At 58.4% G+C, this 17451-nt stretch carries 18 protein-coding genes, 1 tRNA gene and 1 pseudogene; 4 read left to right on the forward strand and 16 right to left on the reverse strand.

Annotated features, from left to right (window positions below; genetic code table 11):
* Positions 1-312 precede the first annotated feature (312 nt).
* Complete coding sequence (locus OUZ52_RS06485) at positions 313-873, forward strand: hypothetical protein (protein WP_266157567.1); 561 nt, start codon at positions 313-315, stop codon at positions 871-873.
* 284 nt (positions 874-1157) lie between these two features.
* Here OUZ52_RS06485 and OUZ52_RS06490 read toward each other — a convergent pair whose 3' ends face one another.
* The 8 genes from OUZ52_RS06490 to tpiA all read right to left on the reverse strand — a co-directional run bounded on the left by OUZ52_RS06490 (position 1158) and on the right by tpiA (position 6959).
* Positions 1158-2126 carry an HNH endonuclease gene (locus OUZ52_RS06490; protein WP_266157568.1) on the reverse strand — a complete coding sequence of 323 codons (969 nt, stop codon included), beginning with the start codon at positions 2124-2126 and terminating at the stop codon, positions 1158-1160.
* Between the two features lie 19 nt (positions 2127-2145).
* Positions 2146-2292 (reverse strand): helix-turn-helix domain-containing protein, encoded by a 147-nt coding sequence (locus OUZ52_RS22980; protein WP_425493805.1) that lies wholly within the window; start codon positions 2290-2292, stop codon positions 2146-2148.
* A gap of 42 nt (positions 2293-2334) precedes the next feature.
* On the reverse strand, positions 2335-3018 hold the full coding sequence (locus tag OUZ52_RS06495; RefSeq protein ID WP_266157569.1) for a hypothetical protein: 684 nt from the start codon (positions 3016-3018) through the stop codon (positions 2335-2337).
* Entirely contained in the window at positions 3015-4169 is a 1155-nt protein-coding gene (locus tag OUZ52_RS06500) for a hypothetical protein (protein WP_266157570.1), read from the reverse strand. Before OUZ52_RS06500 ends, OUZ52_RS06495 begins: the two co-directional genes overlap by 4 nt.
* Entirely contained in the window at positions 4166-5146 is a 981-nt protein-coding gene (locus tag OUZ52_RS06505; RefSeq protein ID WP_266157571.1) for a PD-(D/E)XK nuclease domain-containing protein, read from the reverse strand. Before OUZ52_RS06505 ends, OUZ52_RS06500 begins: the two co-directional genes overlap by 4 nt.
* 429 nt (positions 5147-5575) lie before the next feature.
* Positions 5576-5660 (reverse strand) — tRNA-Leu (locus OUZ52_RS06510).
* 69 nt (positions 5661-5729) lie between these two features.
* The gene (secG, locus tag OUZ52_RS06515; protein ID WP_266157572.1) at positions 5730-6185 is read right to left on the reverse strand and encodes a preprotein translocase subunit SecG; all 456 of its coding nucleotides are present in this window, start codon (positions 6183-6185) and stop codon (positions 5730-5732) included.
* A gap of 24 nt (positions 6186-6209) precedes the next feature.
* Complete coding sequence (tpiA, locus tag OUZ52_RS06520) at positions 6210-6959, reverse strand: triose-phosphate isomerase (protein ID WP_266157573.1); 750 nt, start codon at positions 6957-6959, stop codon at positions 6210-6212.
* A 129-nt stretch (positions 6960-7088) separates the two neighbouring features.
* On the opposite strand from tpiA, the gene OUZ52_RS06525 reads away from it, so the two are divergent.
* On the forward strand, positions 7089-7907 hold the full coding sequence (locus OUZ52_RS06525; protein WP_266157574.1) for an SDR family NAD(P)-dependent oxidoreductase: 819 nt from the start codon (positions 7089-7091) through the stop codon (positions 7905-7907).
* Here the strand turns inward: OUZ52_RS06525 and OUZ52_RS06530 are convergent.
* The 7 genes from OUZ52_RS06530 to orn form a co-directional block, all read right to left on the reverse strand.
* Positions 7904-8602, reverse strand: coding sequence for a VIT1/CCC1 transporter family protein (locus tag OUZ52_RS06530; protein ID WP_266157575.1), 699 nt, complete (start codon positions 8600-8602; stop codon positions 7904-7906). The two genes, OUZ52_RS06525 and OUZ52_RS06530, sit on opposite strands and share 4 nt — an antisense overlap.
* Positions 8603-8671: 69 nt before the next feature.
* On the reverse strand, positions 8672-9175 hold the full coding sequence (locus OUZ52_RS06535) for a hypothetical protein (RefSeq protein WP_266157576.1): 504 nt from the start codon (positions 9173-9175) through the stop codon (positions 8672-8674).
* An 80-nt stretch (positions 9176-9255) separates the two neighbouring features.
* Positions 9256-10191, reverse strand: coding sequence for an isopenicillin N synthase family dioxygenase (locus OUZ52_RS06540; RefSeq protein WP_266157577.1), 936 nt, complete (start codon positions 10189-10191; stop codon positions 9256-9258).
* Positions 10192-10299: 108 nt separating this feature from the next.
* Entirely contained in the window at positions 10300-11658 is a 1359-nt protein-coding gene (gene glmM, locus OUZ52_RS06545) for a phosphoglucosamine mutase (protein WP_266157578.1), read from the reverse strand.
* 82 nt (positions 11659-11740) lie between these two features.
* Entirely contained in the window at positions 11741-12649 is a 909-nt protein-coding gene (gene folP / locus OUZ52_RS06550; protein ID WP_266157579.1) for a dihydropteroate synthase, read from the reverse strand.
* Between the two features lie 20 nt (positions 12650-12669).
* A complete protein-coding gene (locus OUZ52_RS06555; protein ID WP_266157580.1) occupies positions 12670-13287 on the reverse strand; it encodes a YiiX family permuted papain-like enzyme in 618 nt (205 codons plus the stop codon).
* Positions 13284-13841, reverse strand: a complete 558-nt coding sequence (gene orn / locus OUZ52_RS06560; protein ID WP_266157581.1) for an oligoribonuclease — start codon at positions 13839-13841, stop codon at positions 13284-13286. The genes OUZ52_RS06555 and orn overlap by 4 nt, the downstream gene beginning before the upstream one ends.
* Before the next feature lie 169 nt (positions 13842-14010).
* On the opposite strand from orn, the gene sbcB reads away from it, so the two are divergent.
* On the forward strand, positions 14011-15459 hold the full coding sequence (gene sbcB, locus OUZ52_RS06565) for an exodeoxyribonuclease I (protein WP_266157582.1): 1449 nt from the start codon (positions 14011-14013) through the stop codon (positions 15457-15459).
* A gap of 12 nt (positions 15460-15471) precedes the next feature.
* Positions 15472-16075: pseudogene (locus tag OUZ52_RS06570) on the forward strand (DUF2461 domain-containing protein).
* Here OUZ52_RS06570 and OUZ52_RS06575 read toward each other — a convergent pair.
* A complete protein-coding gene (locus tag OUZ52_RS06575) occupies positions 16064-17392 on the reverse strand; it encodes an MFS transporter (RefSeq protein WP_266157583.1) in 1329 nt (442 codons plus the stop codon). The pseudogene OUZ52_RS06570 and the gene OUZ52_RS06575 overlap by 12 nt on opposite strands.
* Positions 17393-17451: the final 59 nt, after the last annotated feature.

Below are 17451 nucleotides of genomic sequence, written 5' to 3' on the forward strand. Positions count from 1 at the left end.
GGTTTTGCTAATGCGGGCTCGATCGGCTCGCCATCTCTCAGACTACCTGGCAACCCAAGCGCGGCCTGCAGCTGCCGACTGTGGGTAACCCACCGATAGCGGCAAGCCACGCCGCAGACGACTCATTCAATGGCTACTGGAAAGCGCGCTGGCGAATCGCTCTCTTCTAAAGTGGCTTGCCACGCGATGCCAAAATGGTTCTTGTGCAGGCCCCACGCATACCCTAGCTTGCCCTGCACCGGAGCTTGTCGCGCAGAGAGTGACGTTATGACGACTTACAAGAGCATCAGTCTCCTGGGTGCATGGTGCGCCGTGAGTTTGTCCCTCTTCGCCAGCCACCTATTCGCACAGACGCGCCCTGCCCAGCCCACGCAGATTCAAGCCACCGCACCCGAGCACAGCGATGGGCAACACGATTTCGACTTTCACCTTGGCAGCTGGAAAACGCAGCTTAAACGGCTCACTCACCCCCTGAGCGGCTCGCATACCTGGGCCGCCTACGAAGGCACTACCGTTGTGCGCAAGATATGGGACGGCCGCGCCAATCTGGTGGAACTCGAAGCCGACGGCCCAAACGGCCACCTCGAACTCCTATCCCTGCGCCTGTACAACCCGCAAGCCCACCAATGGAGCCTCAACGTTGCCAGCAGCAAAGGTGGCAGCCTGGGCTCACCGACGATCGGCGAGTTCAAGAACGGACGCGGTGAGTTTATCGACCAGGAAACCTTTAACGACCGAACCATTCTTGTTCGATTCGTTATTTCGGATATCACCGCGGACTCGTGCCACTTCGAGCAGGCGTTTTCAGATGATGGCGGCAAAACGTGGGAGGTTAACTGGGTCGCTACCGATACCCGAGTAAAAACGTCGTAGGCCGGGTCGAGCGCGAGCGAGCGCCCAACGATTCGCCACTGAGCATTCCGTGGGAATACCTCAAAGCCTGGGCCTGTTCTTGCGACCAAATAAAAAATCCATTGCAAAGAAGGCGATGTATTTACAGTGCCACTAAGGTCGCCACGGTTTCCGAAGTACTTAAAGCTGACACTGGGCCACTTCATCACCAACATCCATTTCAGGATGACTTGGAAAAACTAAGGCACTACAGAAGCTCGATAAAAGTACTTGCCTTCCTGCATTGAAACGACAGGCTTAACCACTTAGACCAGTCTTGCACCAGCGAATTGTCGATAGTGTTCGTGATTGGCGATAGGTTCATCCAGCTCGACTACGCCTTCGTCCGATATATGTAAAATGCCTCGGTCATACAGCGCGTGGAGGTCTTTCCGAAGAAGGTAACCGTCTTCTGCGCGATTGTGTCCATCACGCCAGCTGCGTCCCTTTTTGTGCGCCGCGTCTAGGGTTACATCAACATCGCAGCCACTGATCACACATCGGCCTCCGCATTCCAAATGGACCAAACGGCGAAACGCGGCCTGAGCAGGTCTGATTTCTACGCTAGCGAACCTAGCCGCTCGTGTCAGCAAGTCGGCGGATGGCACTGGGGGCCGAGCTTCATCAGTCTTGCTTGCCCAGTATGCGTACAAACGCTGACGCTCTGCTTCATCGTCATCAATACCAAACTCTTCCGCGAGACCGCTCGAACAGCAGCCCGTTGCCTTCTTCACTACGAGTGCCGTGATAATGGGTTCCTGCAGTTCCTTGGCTTCGTTACCGAGTTTTCCCAGGACGCGACCGATGCTACCTCGATCAATTCCAAAAGCAGCCATCACCTCGCTATAGGCCACTTTCCCTCTGTGTCGGGCAATCTCGATAAGCCAGTCTCGAATGGCTGGCAACTTATACGCATGTGCAAGCAGCCGGTTTGACAAGCTTCGATTTGATCTTACTTGCTCGGCGAGTAGGTCGGTGAGTCGACCTTTGACATTGGCACCGACGTTGTTCGCTGGCTTTAAGCCAGCGAGCCACTGCTCATTGCTTTCCGCCAATATGGCAGAAATATTCTGCATTCTGTACTCAAACGCCTTCTCCGTCCGACCAAAACGTTGCGCAAGGTCACGATAGATTTCTCGTTTGGAATAAGGCCGAGATTCGGCCTCACACTGTTGCATTTTCCTATACGCCTGAACCGATGCGGCAAGTTCGTCTTCACTCCAATCGACAGCCATAGCCCCTCCCAAAGATCAGTCACTCTGTCCCCGAAAATGCTCGATAGATCGTTGCTGGACCCACATTGAATCGCTTTGCCAATTGCCGCACGGAGAACTGATCTTCCTGTCGAAGCGTCCTGATGCGCTGGTATTGCTCGTACAAGATTTGATAGAGCCTTTGCATAGCTATCTAAAGGTATACTTTTGAATCGTTAGACAGTCAGCCTCAGTCAAGTGCTTTGGCAAAGCTGACTCTGAGTAACTTCAGAGCATCTTCCGCCACGCCTACACCAAACGTGACGCCCCCGGAGCGATGGATCAATGCGGAAACCGCTCCTCCGCTCGCAACTGGCAATCGCAGCTGCATGCGGTCAATTACGCAGGGCTTCTGCTTAGTGAGCTTTGCCATCGCCGAGCGAACGTCGTGATCACCACGTAGCAGCACGCTAGCATTGACACCACGCTCGACTTGCAGGTTTCCTGCATGAAGAGCATCGATTACCAAAGGCTCGACTACGACCTCTTCCAGTCTTGCAAGCCAACTTGAAAGGTCTACGACTAGGGGCTTGATTGACAAGTCAAAAGACATCGCCTCAGAGAGGCGAGTAAAAAACAAACTGAGCGATCGAGGGGGATCGCGTATCTCAAGCTGTGGAAATGAAGGACTTAGGCGAAAATTTGTCTTTCGATAGGAGGTGCGCACAAACGTACTTTCGTTATCAAACGGATCGAACTCCGTCTCCTGCAACACGATCCGCTCAATATGTGTAGCTTCGATGTAGTCCTCTCGAACTCGCTGCACCAAAAATCCGTCATCCGAACTTGGGCCAAACGCATTTTGGCGCAAAGCGTTCGCCACCGAGCGAAGCGAGGCCTTCCACTTCGCCTCGTGCCAACGGATACGTTTCATTGGGGGTCACTGCCATTTGTTATCACGGAAGCCACCGGCCTGAGCTTCTGAAGCGCCGCTTGGGCAGCCCCCTCAATCAAAGTCAGCAACTCTTGCTTCTGTGACTCAGGGATGGGTCGCAAAGTTTTAGTCAATCCCTGTTTACCAGCATAGAACGCGCCGCGAGCAGCGTATTTGAATCCCCTCCCCGCCTCCGGATCTTCAAAGGCTGCCTCAAACTCAACAATGGTCTGTGCACCGTCCATCTTGGAACGCCAAATCACCGCAGACAAGTAGAAACCCTTGTCGCGTAAGTCTTGATACTCAGAGGACGAAAGCAGGGAATTGCCTTTCATAGCAATATTCCTGACCAGATGAAGCATCTTCTCTTTGGCAAGTTCTACCGACTGGTCATCTTCAAGATTGAGCGCGCCATCTTCAGCGGCGTCTTCATCGGCTTTACCTGCGTCTAGTAGCTCAGGTAAAACAGAATCGACACGAATGGAAGTGACATTTTCGAGCTTGTAGCCCTTAAGCTTCGTAATCAACTCGATGAAAAATTGTGTCCTCATCTCCGCAGTATTGAGACCATCCAAGGTGATCTCATCGGCTTGAATGGTCTGCTTTTTGTTTGCTTCAATTCGGTCTTTTATCGCATTGGTGATTGATCTAGCCTTGTCGTTAGCCGGAAAACGAATGACCGTTGTGTCGCCATCAACAATAAATTCAATAGCCGCCGTCTTGCTGCGACGCTGAATGAGTCGCGTTTTACCGTAGTCAATCTCGGTGTAGTCGACATCCATGACCAGTCGATCTGTACCACTCTGTGAAGATCGGACAGTTTCGTCCTTCGTATCGCTCTCCGCATACTGCTTTACCGCATTTTTGATTTCCTCGACAGACAGAGCTGCCGACAGGGTGACGCAAGTAAGCTTCTCCGCACGCGGCTTTGGCGAGCGGCGATCCATGATGCTATCGAGATCCAATGCATCATGGGGGAGCAAAGAAATTCGATCCGCTAGCCAGTCACGGGAAGCCCCTTGACCATAAAAGATACCCCGATCCCTAGAAAGGCTGTGAAGAACTTGCTCGCTCACTCGTTGCTTCGACGCCATTAAGACATCGAAGACTTCCTTGTCCGATGCACAATACAGGGGAGGTCTTGTAGTCATCGTACGTCCATCCCGATTTCGATTTCTGAAAAGACGGTTGCGATGTTGGTCATCGTGGTGCACGCCACTGACTTCAGAAGTATGCGGACTTCCTCCCCCCCACCGCACGATTCGATGTACTCATCGATCGCTTTTGCGAAGTGCGCAGGAGCGTTCACGTGTGGCGAGAGCATACGAACCCGAACATCCGTATTCTTGAAGACCGCCTGGTAATGCAACAAGTAATCTATGAGATAAAGAAACTCTTCGACGGTCTCCCCAGGGCGACGATAGTAGACAAGGTAGCCCCTTCTAGACTCGTCGTCGGGATGCTCATAAGTGAAGATGATCCACGGCGCCGTCAGCATCTCCAAGGTTGCCGCCCTAGCCTTCTCTGGCTGTACATTCTTTCTACGAACTAGATGCGGATAGAAGAAGCGGCACTTATCTCGACTAGGGAGCGAACCCTGACCGCGAAGGGTCTGTATGTCGAGTCTGACATTGTTTAGCCAGTGGATATCCTTCGGACCTAAGACGACCAACTTCGAGTCTTTCGGAACTTCCAACTTGTCCAAATTGACATCATCAATGATCTTCGAAAAATCGCTATCGTATGCACCATCGTGGTTGTATACGAATAGCAGGCTACAGATCTCGAAAGATGTGTGGTTATGTACAAACTTGCTGCGGAAGTCGTCACTCTTGTCAGCGCACGCGTGCGCCGCCGATAAGCGCTCGATCGAATTGCGAATCGTCGCAGCACCGATGGTGCCTTTGGCATAACTCTTCAGATCACAGGTCACGTAAGTGCGTGTCTGAAAGTACGGCTCGTCGTAGTAAAAAACGACATCACTGGGGTGAGTCGCCATCTGGTGAACAGAGTTGTCGGGACACGGCCAATTTACGTTGGCCGGACCAACTCGAGTCCAGAGAAACTCGGCAAATAACTCCTTGGAGAGCCTCTCTGCCATTGTTGCGATGTTTTGGCTTTCTGCCATATCCCATGCCCCCTATGCATAGGTCAATTCCATTGAATGAAGCGAATCATCTCAAATTATCTCGCCAAAAGCTCGGCAACAGCGAGTATTACTTAAAACCTAGAACTTATGCGAAACAGCCCCAGTCACCGCCAGTAACGCCATAAAAAAACCGCAACTTACCTTAGAGAACCTTTCTTAGCATTGACCTTTTTCGCAGTAGCCTTCAGCTTTTAACGCGTGCCCCCAAATAGCTCGGATAAGGGGCTTTGCATGCTTGGGCATCAACGGGGACCATCATGTGCATGAAATCCATATTCATACACAAGAGCATACACAGCATTCTGAGATCTGCCGAGACACCCTGAGAACGTCAGACACAAAAAAACCCGCCAAGTGCGGGGTTTAATGTGTTTCATGGAACTCGCTGAGACTTCCTGAAACTTCGATTGGTGCCCAAGGGGGGACTCGAACCCCCACGACTTACGTCGCTACCACCTCAAGGTAGTGCGTCTACCAATTCCGCCACCTGGGCAGGTGTCTTACTAAATACTTTTTTGATCAGCTTGCTTAAAATCGGCTTGTTTGAGATCGGCTTGCTTGATCAATTTTTCTTGGCGGGTGCCGGTGCTGGTGTTTGAGCGGCCGGTACTTCACTTTGTGTTGCTGCCGGTGTGGTCGCTGCCGGGGTCGTCGTGGCTTGCGGCACTTCCGGATTGACCGGAGCAGGCGCCTTACCGGTGGCTGCAGGCGGCGCATTTTGAGTCGCCGCGGGCGGATTGGCAAGACCGGACATCACACCCAGGTCGCTGCCGGCATCCGGCGCACCATGCCGGCTGAGGTACATACCCATACCGAGGCTGAGCAGGAAAAACAGTGCGGCGAGCACGCCCGTGGCACGGGTCATGAAAGTGGACGAGCCGCGGGCACCGAACACGGTGGCGGATGCACCGCCGCCGAAGCCGGAACCTGCATCGGCACCTGCACCACGCTGCATCAAGATCAGCACGATCATCGATGCCGCGATCAAGATGTAAAAGACGCTGAAGATGACGAACATGGGTTCTCTAAGGGTCTGTTGCGCTTATTGCGCCGCTGCGCAGATGCCGAGGAAATCGTCGGATACCAGTGAGGCGCCTCCGATCAAGCCCCCGTCTACGTCCGGCTGCGCGAACAATTCTGCAGCGTTCGCCGGTTTGACGCTGCCGCCGTAAAGCAGCCGGGTCAGACGGGCAATCATAGCATCTTCTTTTTCGAGTTGGCTACGGATAAAGGCATGCACCTGCTGTGCCTGCTCAGGGGTCGCCGTTCGCCCGGTGCCGATGGCCCATACCGGTTCGTAGGCGATCACCGCGGTATCAAAGCTGGCAACACCATGGGCATCGAGTACGGCCCGGAGTTGCCGCGCAATAACCGCTTCGGTCTCGCCGGCGTCGCGCTCGGCCAGCGTCTCGCCTACGCAGAGAATGGGCGTAAGCCCCCCAGCCCGGGCGGCGGCGAATTTGCGCGCGACCAAGGCGTCGCTCTCGCCGTGATACTGGCGGCGCTCCGAGTGGCCGACCAAAACCCAGTGCATGCCCACATCAGCCAGCATCGCGGCGGAAACCTCACCGGTATAGGCGCCCTGCCCGTCGTGCTCGCTAAGGTCTTGCGCACCGAAGCCAAGCCCGGATCCCCCGTGTTGCGCTGCCAAGGCAGCGGCATACGGCAATGGCGGACAGACCACCACATCGACCGCCGTAGGCAGCTTGGCCACGATATCGCCGACCAGCGCCGCAGCCATGGATTGGCTACCGTGCATTTTCCAGTTACCGGCGACGAGCTTCTTACGCATGCCAAACACCTATTGCATCAAAGCGCGTCAGCTTAACCAGGCAAGCCCATAGCGGCAATGTTGGTGTGCTAGCGCTGAGCGCGGCAGCCTGTAAAGATCGGGGCCCATGACCACCACTCAGAGCCTCCCATGACCCCTCCTGCTCGTCCGCTCAGCCTGATTACCGGGGCATCGGCAGGCATCGGTGCGGCCTTTGCGCGGGCGCTGGCCGCCAAAGACCATGATTTGGTGCTGACGGCGCGGCGAGTCGATCGACTGGAAGCGCTGGCTGACGCACTGCGCCGCCAATACCACGCCACGGTTACCGTGCTGCCAAACGATCTGGCCGAAGCGTCCGCGCCGCAGCAACTATGCGAGGCCCTGGCGCAGCGCAACCTGCGGGTGGACTGGCTTATCAACAATGCCGGTTACGGCGTGCCCGGCACCTTTGAGGCCAGCGACTGGAGCAAGCATGCCGATTTCATCCAGGTACTGATGACCGCGCCTACCGAACTGGCCTGGCGCCTGTTGCCCGCCATGCGTAAACAAGGTTACGGACGCATCATCAATGTCGCGTCACTGGCCGCCCACGTACCCGGCTCCGTCGGGCATACCTTGTACAGCGCCTCGAAGGCGTACCTGGTGAAGTTCTCGCAATCATTGGCGCTGGAGAACCGCCAGCTCGGCGTCAACGTATGCGCGCTGTGCCCCGGCTTCACCCGCTCGGAGTTTCACGATGTCACCGGCACCCGCGAGATGATGAACAAAATGCCGGGTTTTATGTGGCTGAGCGCCGAGGAAGTGGTGCGCCAAGGCATCGATGCGGTGGATCGTGGCGAAGCGGTATACGTCACCGGCAAGGTCAACCGGCTGATCAAGACCATCGTCAAACTCATGCCCGACCGCCTCGCACTCGGCTTGTCGGCGCGGGAATCCCGCCGCTATCGCGACCTGGGCGACATGCACTAACCGCCGATCCAGCGCGCCAGCACAAAAGCCGCCGCCGAAGCCAAGCCGCCGACCAGCATGGTTTGCGCGGCGCCACGGAGAATGCCGATACCAGTGAAGTGGCTTTTCGCTGCGCCAAACAAGCCAAGCGCGAGCAAGGTACACACGACCGAGACGCGCAGCGCCGAGGGCAAATCGTCAATCAACATATACGGCGCCAGCGGCACCAAACCGCCCAGCACATAAGCGCCGCCAATGGTCAGCGCACTGCGCGAGGCACGGCCGGGCTGAGGCGGGTCCAGCCCAAGTTCATAGCGCATCATGAAATCGACCCAGGCCTCATGGTCGTTGTGAAAATGAGCCAGTATCGGCGCGCAGGCGGCGCGATCCAGGCCATAGCGGGCAAAGATCTGCACCACCTCACGCTCCTCCTCACCGGCCAGCTCGCTTACTTCGTACAGCTCGCGATGGCGCTCCGCTGCATAGTGGTCGGCATCGCCCCTGGCGGCGAGATAACCACCCAGGCCCATGGCTATCGCACCCGCGGCGATTTCGGCCACCCCGGCCACCACCACGACATGGCTGGCCGCCACCGCTCCGGACAAGCCCGCCGCCAGCGCAAACGGCACGGTCAGGCCATCGGCCATGCCGATCACCAGATCCCGTACGGTGTCAGAAGCCGTGAAATGCTTTTCGGTATGCGGCGTGACAGGCATCGCTATGCTCCATGATTCAGCCGCCACTGTAATGCGTGGCGCCCGCCATGCTGCGAGCGCAAAGCCGAATCATTGCCGTTTACATGTCAGCGTATCGCCCACTACAAAATCGGCACCGTTGCGGGCCACTTGCCAGTCCACCCGATAACGCTGCTGATCGAGTCGGACATAGACAAAACGCTGCGCCGGCTGCAGCTCCGCCTCCGCTGTCCAGACCCACTGATTATTAACCCAGCCGCTGGAATAAAAGCGCCGTGCGCCGCCAAAGTTATCCAGCACCGTGGCGTTGAAGCGCTGCGCCTTGCTGTCATAGCCCCACGCCTCAACCGCGTGATAAAGGGCTGGTGGCGAGGTGTCGTCATGATGTTTAAGCAATGCCGCACCCTGCAAATCATGCTGATAACGCATCTGCGCAGCAATGCTTTTGCCGCTGGCGGGAAACACCCCGGCGCAGGCCCAGTCACCGACAAAATAATCCAGCGAACGCATCGGCGATGGCGCCAAATCGGCGGCCATGGCCAGGCCGTTGCACGTCGTCATGACACCCAGCAACAAGGTTAGCGCGACACGCATCAGCCTCACTCCGCGACGAAAGCGTCAACGCTATCGGACTTCCGGCCGGCGGGCACCGACCGGAAGTCATGCCTCAGCACTCAGATCAATTTGATTTCGCGCAAACGCTGCATGAGGTACTCATGCGAACTGATCGTGGTGTCATAGCGGCTGGGGTTTTCCGCCGTGATGCATTGCGACAGCGGCGCCAGCATCACATCGGGATTAGGATGCAGGAAGTACGGCACCGAATAACGCGGCTTACGCGCATTGTCGTTTTGCGGATTCACCACCCGATGCGTCGTGGACGGATACACATGGTTGGTCAGGCGTTGCAGCATGTCGCCGATGTTCACCACGATGGCGTCGCCTTCGGTGGTGATTGGCAGCCACTCGCCGTCGCGGGTCAGCACTTCCAAACCTTCGGCGCTGGCACCGACCAGCAAGGTGATGAAGTTGATGTCCTCGTGCGCGCCCGCCCGCACATTGGGAATATTGTCTTCGGTGATCGGTGGATAGTGGATCGGCCGCAAGATCGAGTTACCCAGGTCGGTCTTGTCCTCGAAATAGTGCTCGGGCAAGTCGATGTGCAACGCCAGGGCACGCAGTACACGGGAGCCTAGTTGATCCAGCGCATCGAACAATCCATAGCCATACGACTTGAAATCAGCGATCTCGGTCGGCCATAAATTCGGCGGCATGACATCGGCGAATGTCGAATCACGGGGAATTTCCCGACCCACATGCCAAAACTCTTTCAGGTCGGCGTACTTGCTGTCTTTCGCGGTCTCGACCTTGAACGGCGTATAGCCACGCGCACCACCGCTGCCAGCGAGGTGGTACTTCATCTTGGTTTCGGTCGGCAGGGCAAAAAAGCGCTGAAAGACATCATAAGCGCCATCGATCAGCTCACGTGGAATACCGTGACCGCTGATGCCGCAAAAACCGTATTCACGGTACGCCGCACCCAGCTCGGCCACAAAGGCGGCGCGGTCGCTGTCGTAACGACGAATATCGAGAGTAGGAACCTTCTTCATAACGTGTCCATAGGTAGGCGTGCGGTCAATGAAAGTCCACCACCGCAGGGGTGGAGCACGTCGGGCCAATCCTTGGCGACCTGAGCGAGAGTTCGCGTTACAGCAGGTTCACGAGCGTTCGGCGACGGATTTTACGACGCCAGCCAGCCTCTCTGCCAACTGCCGTACTTCGGCCGCGTCGGCGGCTTCCACCGTGACCCTCACCAGCGGCTCGGTACCCGACGCACGCAGCACCACCCGGCCACGGCCATGCAGCTCGCGCTCGACCTCGGCCAGCGCCGCATGCACCGGCTCGCTGCCGAGTGCCTCGCGCGCGCCTTCGGCACGCACGTTAAGCATGATCTGCGGCAATTTATGCAGCCCCTGCCTTGCGGTGGCGAGATCCTGCCCGGCCAGCAGCAAGGCCTCCAACACCGCCAGCGCGGAAACAATGCCGTCGCCAGTGGTAGCGCGGTCCAGGCACAGGATATGCCCCGAGGTTTCCCCACCCAGCACACCGCCGTGCTGACGCAATTGCTGCAGCACATAGCGGTCACCCACGTTGGCGCGAATCAGCGACACCTGCAGCTCATCCAGCGCCAGTTGCAAACCGTAATTGCTCATCAAGGTACCGACCACCGGCCCCTTCAACAGCCCCTGCGCATGCCAGCTATGCGCCAGTACATAAAGAATGTCGTCGCCGTCGGCCAGCACGCCATGGCGGTCGACCAGCAATACGCGGTCACCGTCGCCATCGAAGGCAATGCCCAGATCGGCCTGCTGCTCCAGCACGGCTTTTTGTAGAGCCTGAGGATGCGTCGAACCCACCTCGCGATTGATATTGAAACCGTCAGGCCGATTGCCGATGACCGACACCTCGGCGCCCAGTTCGGTAAACACCTGAGGGGCAACTTGATAGGTCGCGCCATGGGCACAGTCCAGCACCAGCTTGACCCCGTGCAGGCTGAAATCCTCGGCCACCGTCGACTTGCAGAATTCGACATAACGGGTGGCGGCGTCACTGATACGGGTCGCCTTGCCCAGCTGTTCTGACGAGACGGTGACAAAGTCCGCATCGAGCTCTTGCTCAATGGCCTGCTCGATCGCATCGGAAAGCTTCTCGCCGTGGGCCGAGAAAAACTTGATGCCGTTGTCGTGATGAGGATTATGCGAAGCACTGATGACAATGCCGGCCTGCGCGCGCAGCGAGCGCGTCAACAAGGCCACGGCGGGTGTAGGCATCGGCCCCAGCAAGCCCACATCGACCCCGGCGGCGACCAGCCCAGCCTCCAGCGCCGATTCAAACATATAGCCGGACACACGCGTGTCCTTGCCAATCAATACCAGCGGGCGCCCCTTGACGCTGGCTTGCTGCCCAAGCACGGCACCGACGGCACGGCCCAGGCGTAACATGAAATCAGCACTGATCGGCCACTGTCCGACCAGGCCGCGAATGCCATCGGTGCCGAAATATTTGCGTTGTGTCATCAAAGAATCCTGGCGAGAAGAGCTTAGCGCCGCGAGCATAGCGCCAGACCCCAGCTCGGGTCAGCGACCTGCTGGGCATGGTTTATTCGTCGTCGGGCCAACGCGGTGCGGCCGGGCGCTCATCGCGCCGCACCGGCGTATCGCCCGCCTGCACGGCATGCCACACGGCAAGCGCATCCACCGTGGCGGCAACATCGTGAACGCGGACCATGCGCGCCCCGCGCTGCACGGCAATCAGCGCGCCCGCCATAGAACCGGCCAGGCGAGCCGTGGGTTCGCTGCGGCCAGTCATCTGGCCAATCATCCCCTTGCGGGAAAGCCCGGCATAAACGCCACTGCCCAAATTGCCGAAACGCTCCAGGGCACGTAGCAAGGCCAGACTGTGTTCGAGGTTTTTGCCGAAACCAAAGCCGGGGTCAACCATCACTTTGCGTTTATCGATGCCAGACAGCTCGCAGGCGAACAAACGATCGGTCAGAAAGCGATGCACCTCGCCGACGACATCGTCGTACTGCGGATCGCTTTGCATGCTGCCCGGCACACCTTGCATATGCATCAGGCAAACCGGAACGCCGAGTGCCGCCGCGGCATCCATGGCGCCATCACGGCGCAAGGCGTAAACATCGTTAATCATGCCGGCGCCCGCCGCGACAGCAGCGCGCATGACCTCAGGCTTTGAGGTATCGATGGCGATGGGCAAGCTGGTGCGTGCCACCAGTTGCTCGATCACCGGCACCACGCGGCGCAGCTCTTCCTCAAGCGGCACCTCGTCGGCACCAGGGCGGGTCGACTCGCCACCGACATCGAGCATATCGGCCCCCTCCTCCACCATGCGCAACGCATACGCCACGGCGGCGTCCACGCTCGCATGATGGCCGCCATCGGAAAACGAATCGGGCGTGACATTGAGAATGCCAACCACACGAGGACGGTCCAGCACCAGCTGGCGGCCAGCGCAATCAAGCACGGGAGCGAACAAATCCATAGGCATGCCTCATCTCTAGACAAGAATTACTGCTCAACCACCGTACTCAGCAAGGTTGAACGAAAGATCGCATCCGGGGCAATCACCGGCTCATCCAAGGGCGGCTTGCCGTGATAGCGCTGCTGCAGCTTAGCCCGCACCACGGTGCTGTCCAGCTTGAAATCGCGCAAATGCGACAGCGGCGCCAAGATGATGCCGTAGCTGCGCTGATAAAGTTTCCAGGCCAGCTCCGAGCAATACAGCCGCCGGTCGGACCATTCAAACCTGGTGTCGTAAGGCCGCCCAAGCATAGCGCCCGCCGTCTCGCGCAGCCTGGCATGCGCCGCATCGGTGTCGATCGGCGCGTGATCGCGCAATCGGCGCACCGCATAGTGACCGCCCTCGCCGCGAGCTATCCATGAGGCCAACGGGGTAAAGCGGACCTGTGCCTCAGCCTCCAGCACATCGGGCTTGCCATGGCGATAAACGATCACGCCCATATGGCTCCAGCGCGAGCCGGTAGCCGCCTGCACCGCGGCGCTCTGCGCCGACGACGAGGTCTGGAAGATCAAGTCGCCATCGTGCCACTGAACAGGTTCCGCGCATGACGCCAGCGCTGGCAGCAGCCACAACAGGCCCAGCAGCGCGGCCCCAAAGCGGCTCATAAACCGCCTAGCTCACCCATATGCTCGCGGTAATAACGCAGCTCTTCCACCGAGTCGCGAATATCCGACAGCGCGGTATGCGCGGAATCCTTATTAAAGCCCTTGCCAATCACTGGCGACCAACGCCGGGCCAGCTCTTTAAGCGTCGACACATCCAGGTTGCGGTAATGGAAGTAACGCTCGAGACGCGGCATTTGCCGATGCAAAAACCGGCGGTCCTGACAAATCGAATTACCGCACATCGGCGATTTTCCGGCCGGCACCCAGCGCCTGAGAAAATCCACCGTGGCCTGCTCGGCCTTGGCGTGGTCATCCACCGACGTCAGCACCTGATCCCACAAGCCGGATTTACGATGTTGATTGCGGTTCCAGGAATCCATCCCCTCTAACCGTTCAAGCGGATGGCGTATGGCAAATACCGGCCCTTCGGCCAATATCAGCAAGTCTTTATCGGTAACGATCGTGGCGATCTCCAGAATCGAATCGGCATCGGTATCGAGGCCGGTCATTTCCAGGTCAATCCAGATCAAATTGTCGTCGTGCGATTGGCTCATGCGCCCTCCTGACGTGCAAGTCTAGCAGTTGGTGCCCCATAGCCTGTTCTCTATGTAGCTTTTCGTGACCTAAACCGATATCGCTGGCATGCAAGCCCCGTTGAAGCGGGCGATTCAAGCCCCGGCCGCACACCACCAGGCCCAGACGCGGTCATGCGATGATTCGGTCATGCAGACTTTCTTCTGGCACGACTACGAAACCTTTGGCGCCGACTCGCGCCGCGACCGACCGATCCAGTTCGCCGGTATCCGCACCAGCATGGAACTGGAGATTATCGGTGAGCCGGTGATGTTCTTCGGCAAACCGCCGCATGACATGCCACCGCACCCCGATGCCTGCATGATTACCGGCATCACCCCGCAACAGGCCGAACGTGAAGGCGTTATCGAGGCCGAGTTTGCCGCGCTGATTCACGAGCAATTGGCCATGCCGGGCACCTGCGGCGTCGGCTATAACTCCCTGCGCTTTGACGACGAAGTAACCCGTCAAATGCTTTACCGCAATTTCTACGAGCCTTACGGCCGCGAATGGGAGAACGGCAATTCGCGCTGGGATCTGATCGACCTGGTCCGCATGTGCCAGGCCCTGCGCCCCGAAGGCATCGTCTGGCCGACCCGCGAGGATGGCTCGCCCAGCTTCAAACTGGAGCATCTGGCCAGCGCCAACCATCTGCAGCAAGAGCGTGCCCATGACGCGCTCTCCGACGTGCATGCGCTGATCGATCTAGCCCGGCTTATTCGGGTGCGCCAGCCGCGCCTATGGGATTGGTACTTCAGCCTGCGCCGCAAGCAAAAAGTCTTCGAGCTGCTGGACGTGGTCGGCATGACGCCACTGGTGCACGTGTCCTCACGCTATCCCGCCAACCGTCATTGCCTGGCGGTGATCGCGCCACTGGCGCCGCATCCGAACCGGCCCGGCGAAATCATCGTCTACGACCTGGCCACCGATCCGAGCGAGCTACTGGCGCTTGACGAAGATGAAATCGCCGACCGCGTATTCACCGCCCGCGTCGACTTGCCCGAAGGGGTCGAACGTATCCCGTTGCGCACGGTGCGGACCAACCGCGCACCGGCCTTGGCACCGCTATCCGTGCTGAAGGGCGTCGATATGGCACGCTTGCAGATCGACCTGGATCGCTGCATGGCGCATCGCGATGTACTCGCTGCCACCGAGGGCCTGGCCGAAAAGCTGCGGCGGGTCTTTCAGCGTGCCACCGAGTTCCCTCCGGCAGAGGATCCCGAACTGGCCTTGTACGGCGCCTTCCTGCCCGATGCCGACAAGCGCCTGCTGGCCGAGGTTCGCGCCACCCCTGCGGCCCAACTGGGTCAACGCAGCTTTCCCTTTCGCGATCCGCGTTATCCCGAATTACTGTTTCGCTATCGCGCGCGCAATTGGCCTGAAACCCTCAATGCCGACGAGCGTCTTCGCTGGGAGGCCTTCCGCCGCGACCGCCTGTGCAAACCCGGCGCCTTGACCGGGCTGACCCTGGAGCAGTATTTCGCCCGCATCGCCGAGTTGCGCGCCGACCCCGCAGGGCAAGCTAAGCTTGCCCTGCTTGATCAACTACAGGCCTGGGGCGAGCAACTCGCTGCCGAGGTCGCTCCTCTTACCGCCTGACATCTCGCCACTATGCCGAACAGCTACTTCACTCCAGCGACTTTCCGCTTTCTACGCGCGCTCGATCGCAACAACAGCCGCGAATGGTTTCAAGAGCACAAGGACGATTACGAGCGTCATGTGCGCGAGCCTTTTCTGGCACTGATTACCGACATCAAAGCGCCGCTGGAAAAGATCAGCCCGCACTATCGTGCCGATCCACGTAAAAACGGCGGCTCGCTTTTTCGCATTTATCGCGACACCCGCTTCTCCAACGACAAGCAGCCTTACAAACCCTGGCAAGGCTCACGTTTCTTTCACGAACGGCGCCATGAAATTCCTGCGCCGTCGTTCTACGTGCATATTCAGCCCGGCGATTGCTTTGCCGGTGGCGGCATGTGGCATCCCGAATCCGACGCGCTCAAGCGCATCCGGGCCTTTCTTGCCGATAACCCCGCCGCATGGAAACGGGCATGAGCTGATCGAAGACATCAAGCGCAAGGATTTCGCCGTGGGCGAAGGCTTTGACGAGGCCCTCGCCTGCTCGACCGAATTGCTGCCGTGGATCGTGGCCACCTTTAAGCGAGTGTCGCCGTTGGTCGATTACCTATGCGCCGCGCAAGAGCTAGAGTTCTGAAGGCGCGGCACGGCTATCACGTCCTTCGATCAACAAATAAACCGCAACCAGTGCACTGACCAAGGCCGTCAGTGCCACATAGTGCGCAGGAGCCATACGGCCGACTCGCTCGGCCATATAGTCGATCAGGGTCGCCGTGCTGGCGCCGAACACGGCGTAGGCCACGTTATAGGCAAACGACAAACCGGAATAACGGATCGGTGCAGGGAATGCCGTGACCATCACGGTAGGGATCACCCCCACCACGCCGACCAGAAAACCCAGCACCGGGTACAGCCACAAAAAGTAGCCGCCACCATGGGCGAGATCGCCAAACAGCGCATACGTGCCGGCAATCAAGGCCAGCGAGCCCATTAGCAACGCCCACCGCTCGCCCGCGCGGTCGACCAGCCAGCCGTAAGCAAGACAACCCAGGCAGAGAGAAAAAGCCGCGAAACTGTTGCCGAGAAAGGCCGTGTCCGCGTCGATATGAAACTGTTTCTGCACCAGGTTCGGCAGCATCAGAATCAACACCAGGATGGCCGCCGTCAGCACCCAGGTCACCAACATCGACAACAGCACGCCTTTGCCGTGGTTATTCAATACCGTGCGCAGCGGTAGCTCGCGGCTAAGCTCTTTGCGCTCGCGCATGGCGGTAAACACCGGCGTTTCACTCAGCCAGCGGCGTAGCCACACGGCCACGAAACCAAAGACACCACCGAGTAGAAACGGCACACGCCAGCCCCAGCGCAGCAGATCGGCAGGCGCTAAATGGTGATTGATCCATGAGGCCGTCAACGAGCCAATCAAAATGCCCACGGTCAGCCCACTGGTCAAGCTGGCACAGGCAAAACCGACCCGGCCTGCAGGCGCATGCTCGGCCACGAACACCCAGGCGCCGGGCACTTCACCGCCAATGGCAATGCCCTGCACCACGCGCATCATCAGCAACAACAAAGGCGCCAGCAGGCCGACCTGTTCGTAGACGGGCAAAAAGCCAATTGCCAGCGTTGGCAACGCCATCAGAAACACACTAAGCGTAAACATCCGCTTGCGCCCCAGGCGATCGCCGAAATGCGCCATCACGATGCCGCCCAGCGGGCGCGCCAGATAACCGGCGGCAAAAATGCCATAGGTCTGCAACTGGGCCAGCCATGGCGCCGTGCTGTGCGGAAAGAACAACGTACTCAGCGGAATCGCGAAGAACACAAACACCACGAAATCGTAAAACTCCAGCGCACCGCCCAAGGCCGCCAACGACAGGGTTTTGACATCATGACGCGAGAGTGATCGGACAGCACCTGCAGGTGACGTGGTCAGCGTTGCGGCTTGCGTCATACGTGGAGCCTGGAGCATCAGCGGGATGGGCCCCAGAACATACACCAAGACATTCCATC

The organism is Dyella silvatica, from assembly GCF_026283955.1.
Classification (GTDB): domain Bacteria; phylum Pseudomonadota; class Gammaproteobacteria; order Xanthomonadales; family Rhodanobacteraceae; genus Dyella_C; species Dyella_C silvatica.

What these genes read in the sequence shown, in the direction of transcription:
- OUZ52_RS06540 (WP_266157577.1), bottom strand. Translation starts at nt 10,191, where the DNA reads ATGAAGAAGGTTCCTACTCTCGATATTCGTCGTTACGACAGCGACCGC.
- OUZ52_RS06490 (WP_266157568.1), bottom strand. Translation starts at nt 2,126, where the DNA reads ATGGCTGTCGATTGGAGTGAAGACGAACTTGCCGCATCGGTTCAGGCG.
- glmM (WP_266157578.1), bottom strand. Translation starts at nt 11,658, where the DNA reads ATGACACAACGCAAATATTTCGGCACCGATGGCATTCGCGGCCTGGTC.
- OUZ52_RS06575 (WP_266157583.1), bottom strand. Translation starts at nt 17,392, where the DNA reads ATGACGCAAGCCGCAACGCTGACCACGTCACCTGCAGGTGCTGTCCGA.
- sbcB (WP_266157582.1), top strand. Translation starts at nt 14,011, where the DNA reads ATGCAGACTTTCTTCTGGCACGACTACGAAACCTTTGGCGCCGACTCG.
- orn (WP_266157581.1), bottom strand. Translation starts at nt 13,841, where the DNA reads ATGAGCCAATCGCACGACGACAATTTGATCTGGATTGACCTGGAAATG.
- folP (WP_266157579.1), bottom strand. Translation starts at nt 12,649, where the DNA reads ATGCCTATGGATTTGTTCGCTCCCGTGCTTGATTGCGCTGGCCGCCAG.
- OUZ52_RS06530 (WP_266157575.1), bottom strand. Translation starts at nt 8,602, where the DNA reads ATGCCTGTCACGCCGCATACCGAAAAGCATTTCACGGCTTCTGACACC.
- secG (WP_266157572.1), bottom strand. Translation starts at nt 6,185, where the DNA reads ATGTTCGTCATCTTCAGCGTCTTTTACATCTTGATCGCGGCATCGATG.
- tpiA (WP_266157573.1), bottom strand. Translation starts at nt 6,959, where the DNA reads ATGCGTAAGAAGCTCGTCGCCGGTAACTGGAAAATGCACGGTAGCCAA.
- OUZ52_RS06495 (WP_266157569.1), bottom strand. Translation starts at nt 3,018, where the DNA reads ATGAAACGTATCCGTTGGCACGAGGCGAAGTGGAAGGCCTCGCTTCGC.
- OUZ52_RS06505 (WP_266157571.1), bottom strand. Translation starts at nt 5,146, where the DNA reads ATGGCAGAAAGCCAAAACATCGCAACAATGGCAGAGAGGCTCTCCAAG.
- OUZ52_RS22980 (WP_425493805.1), bottom strand. Translation starts at nt 2,292, where the DNA reads ATGCAAAGGCTCTATCAAATCTTGTACGAGCAATACCAGCGCATCAGG.
- OUZ52_RS06555 (WP_266157580.1), bottom strand. Translation starts at nt 13,287, where the DNA reads ATGAGCCGCTTTGGGGCCGCGCTGCTGGGCCTGTTGTGGCTGCTGCCA.
- OUZ52_RS06535 (WP_266157576.1), bottom strand. Translation starts at nt 9,175, where the DNA reads ATGCGTGTCGCGCTAACCTTGTTGCTGGGTGTCATGACGACGTGCAAC.
- OUZ52_RS06525 (WP_266157574.1), top strand. Translation starts at nt 7,089, where the DNA reads ATGACCCCTCCTGCTCGTCCGCTCAGCCTGATTACCGGGGCATCGGCA.
- OUZ52_RS06500 (WP_266157570.1), bottom strand. Translation starts at nt 4,169, where the DNA reads ATGACTACAAGACCTCCCCTGTATTGTGCATCGGACAAGGAAGTCTTC.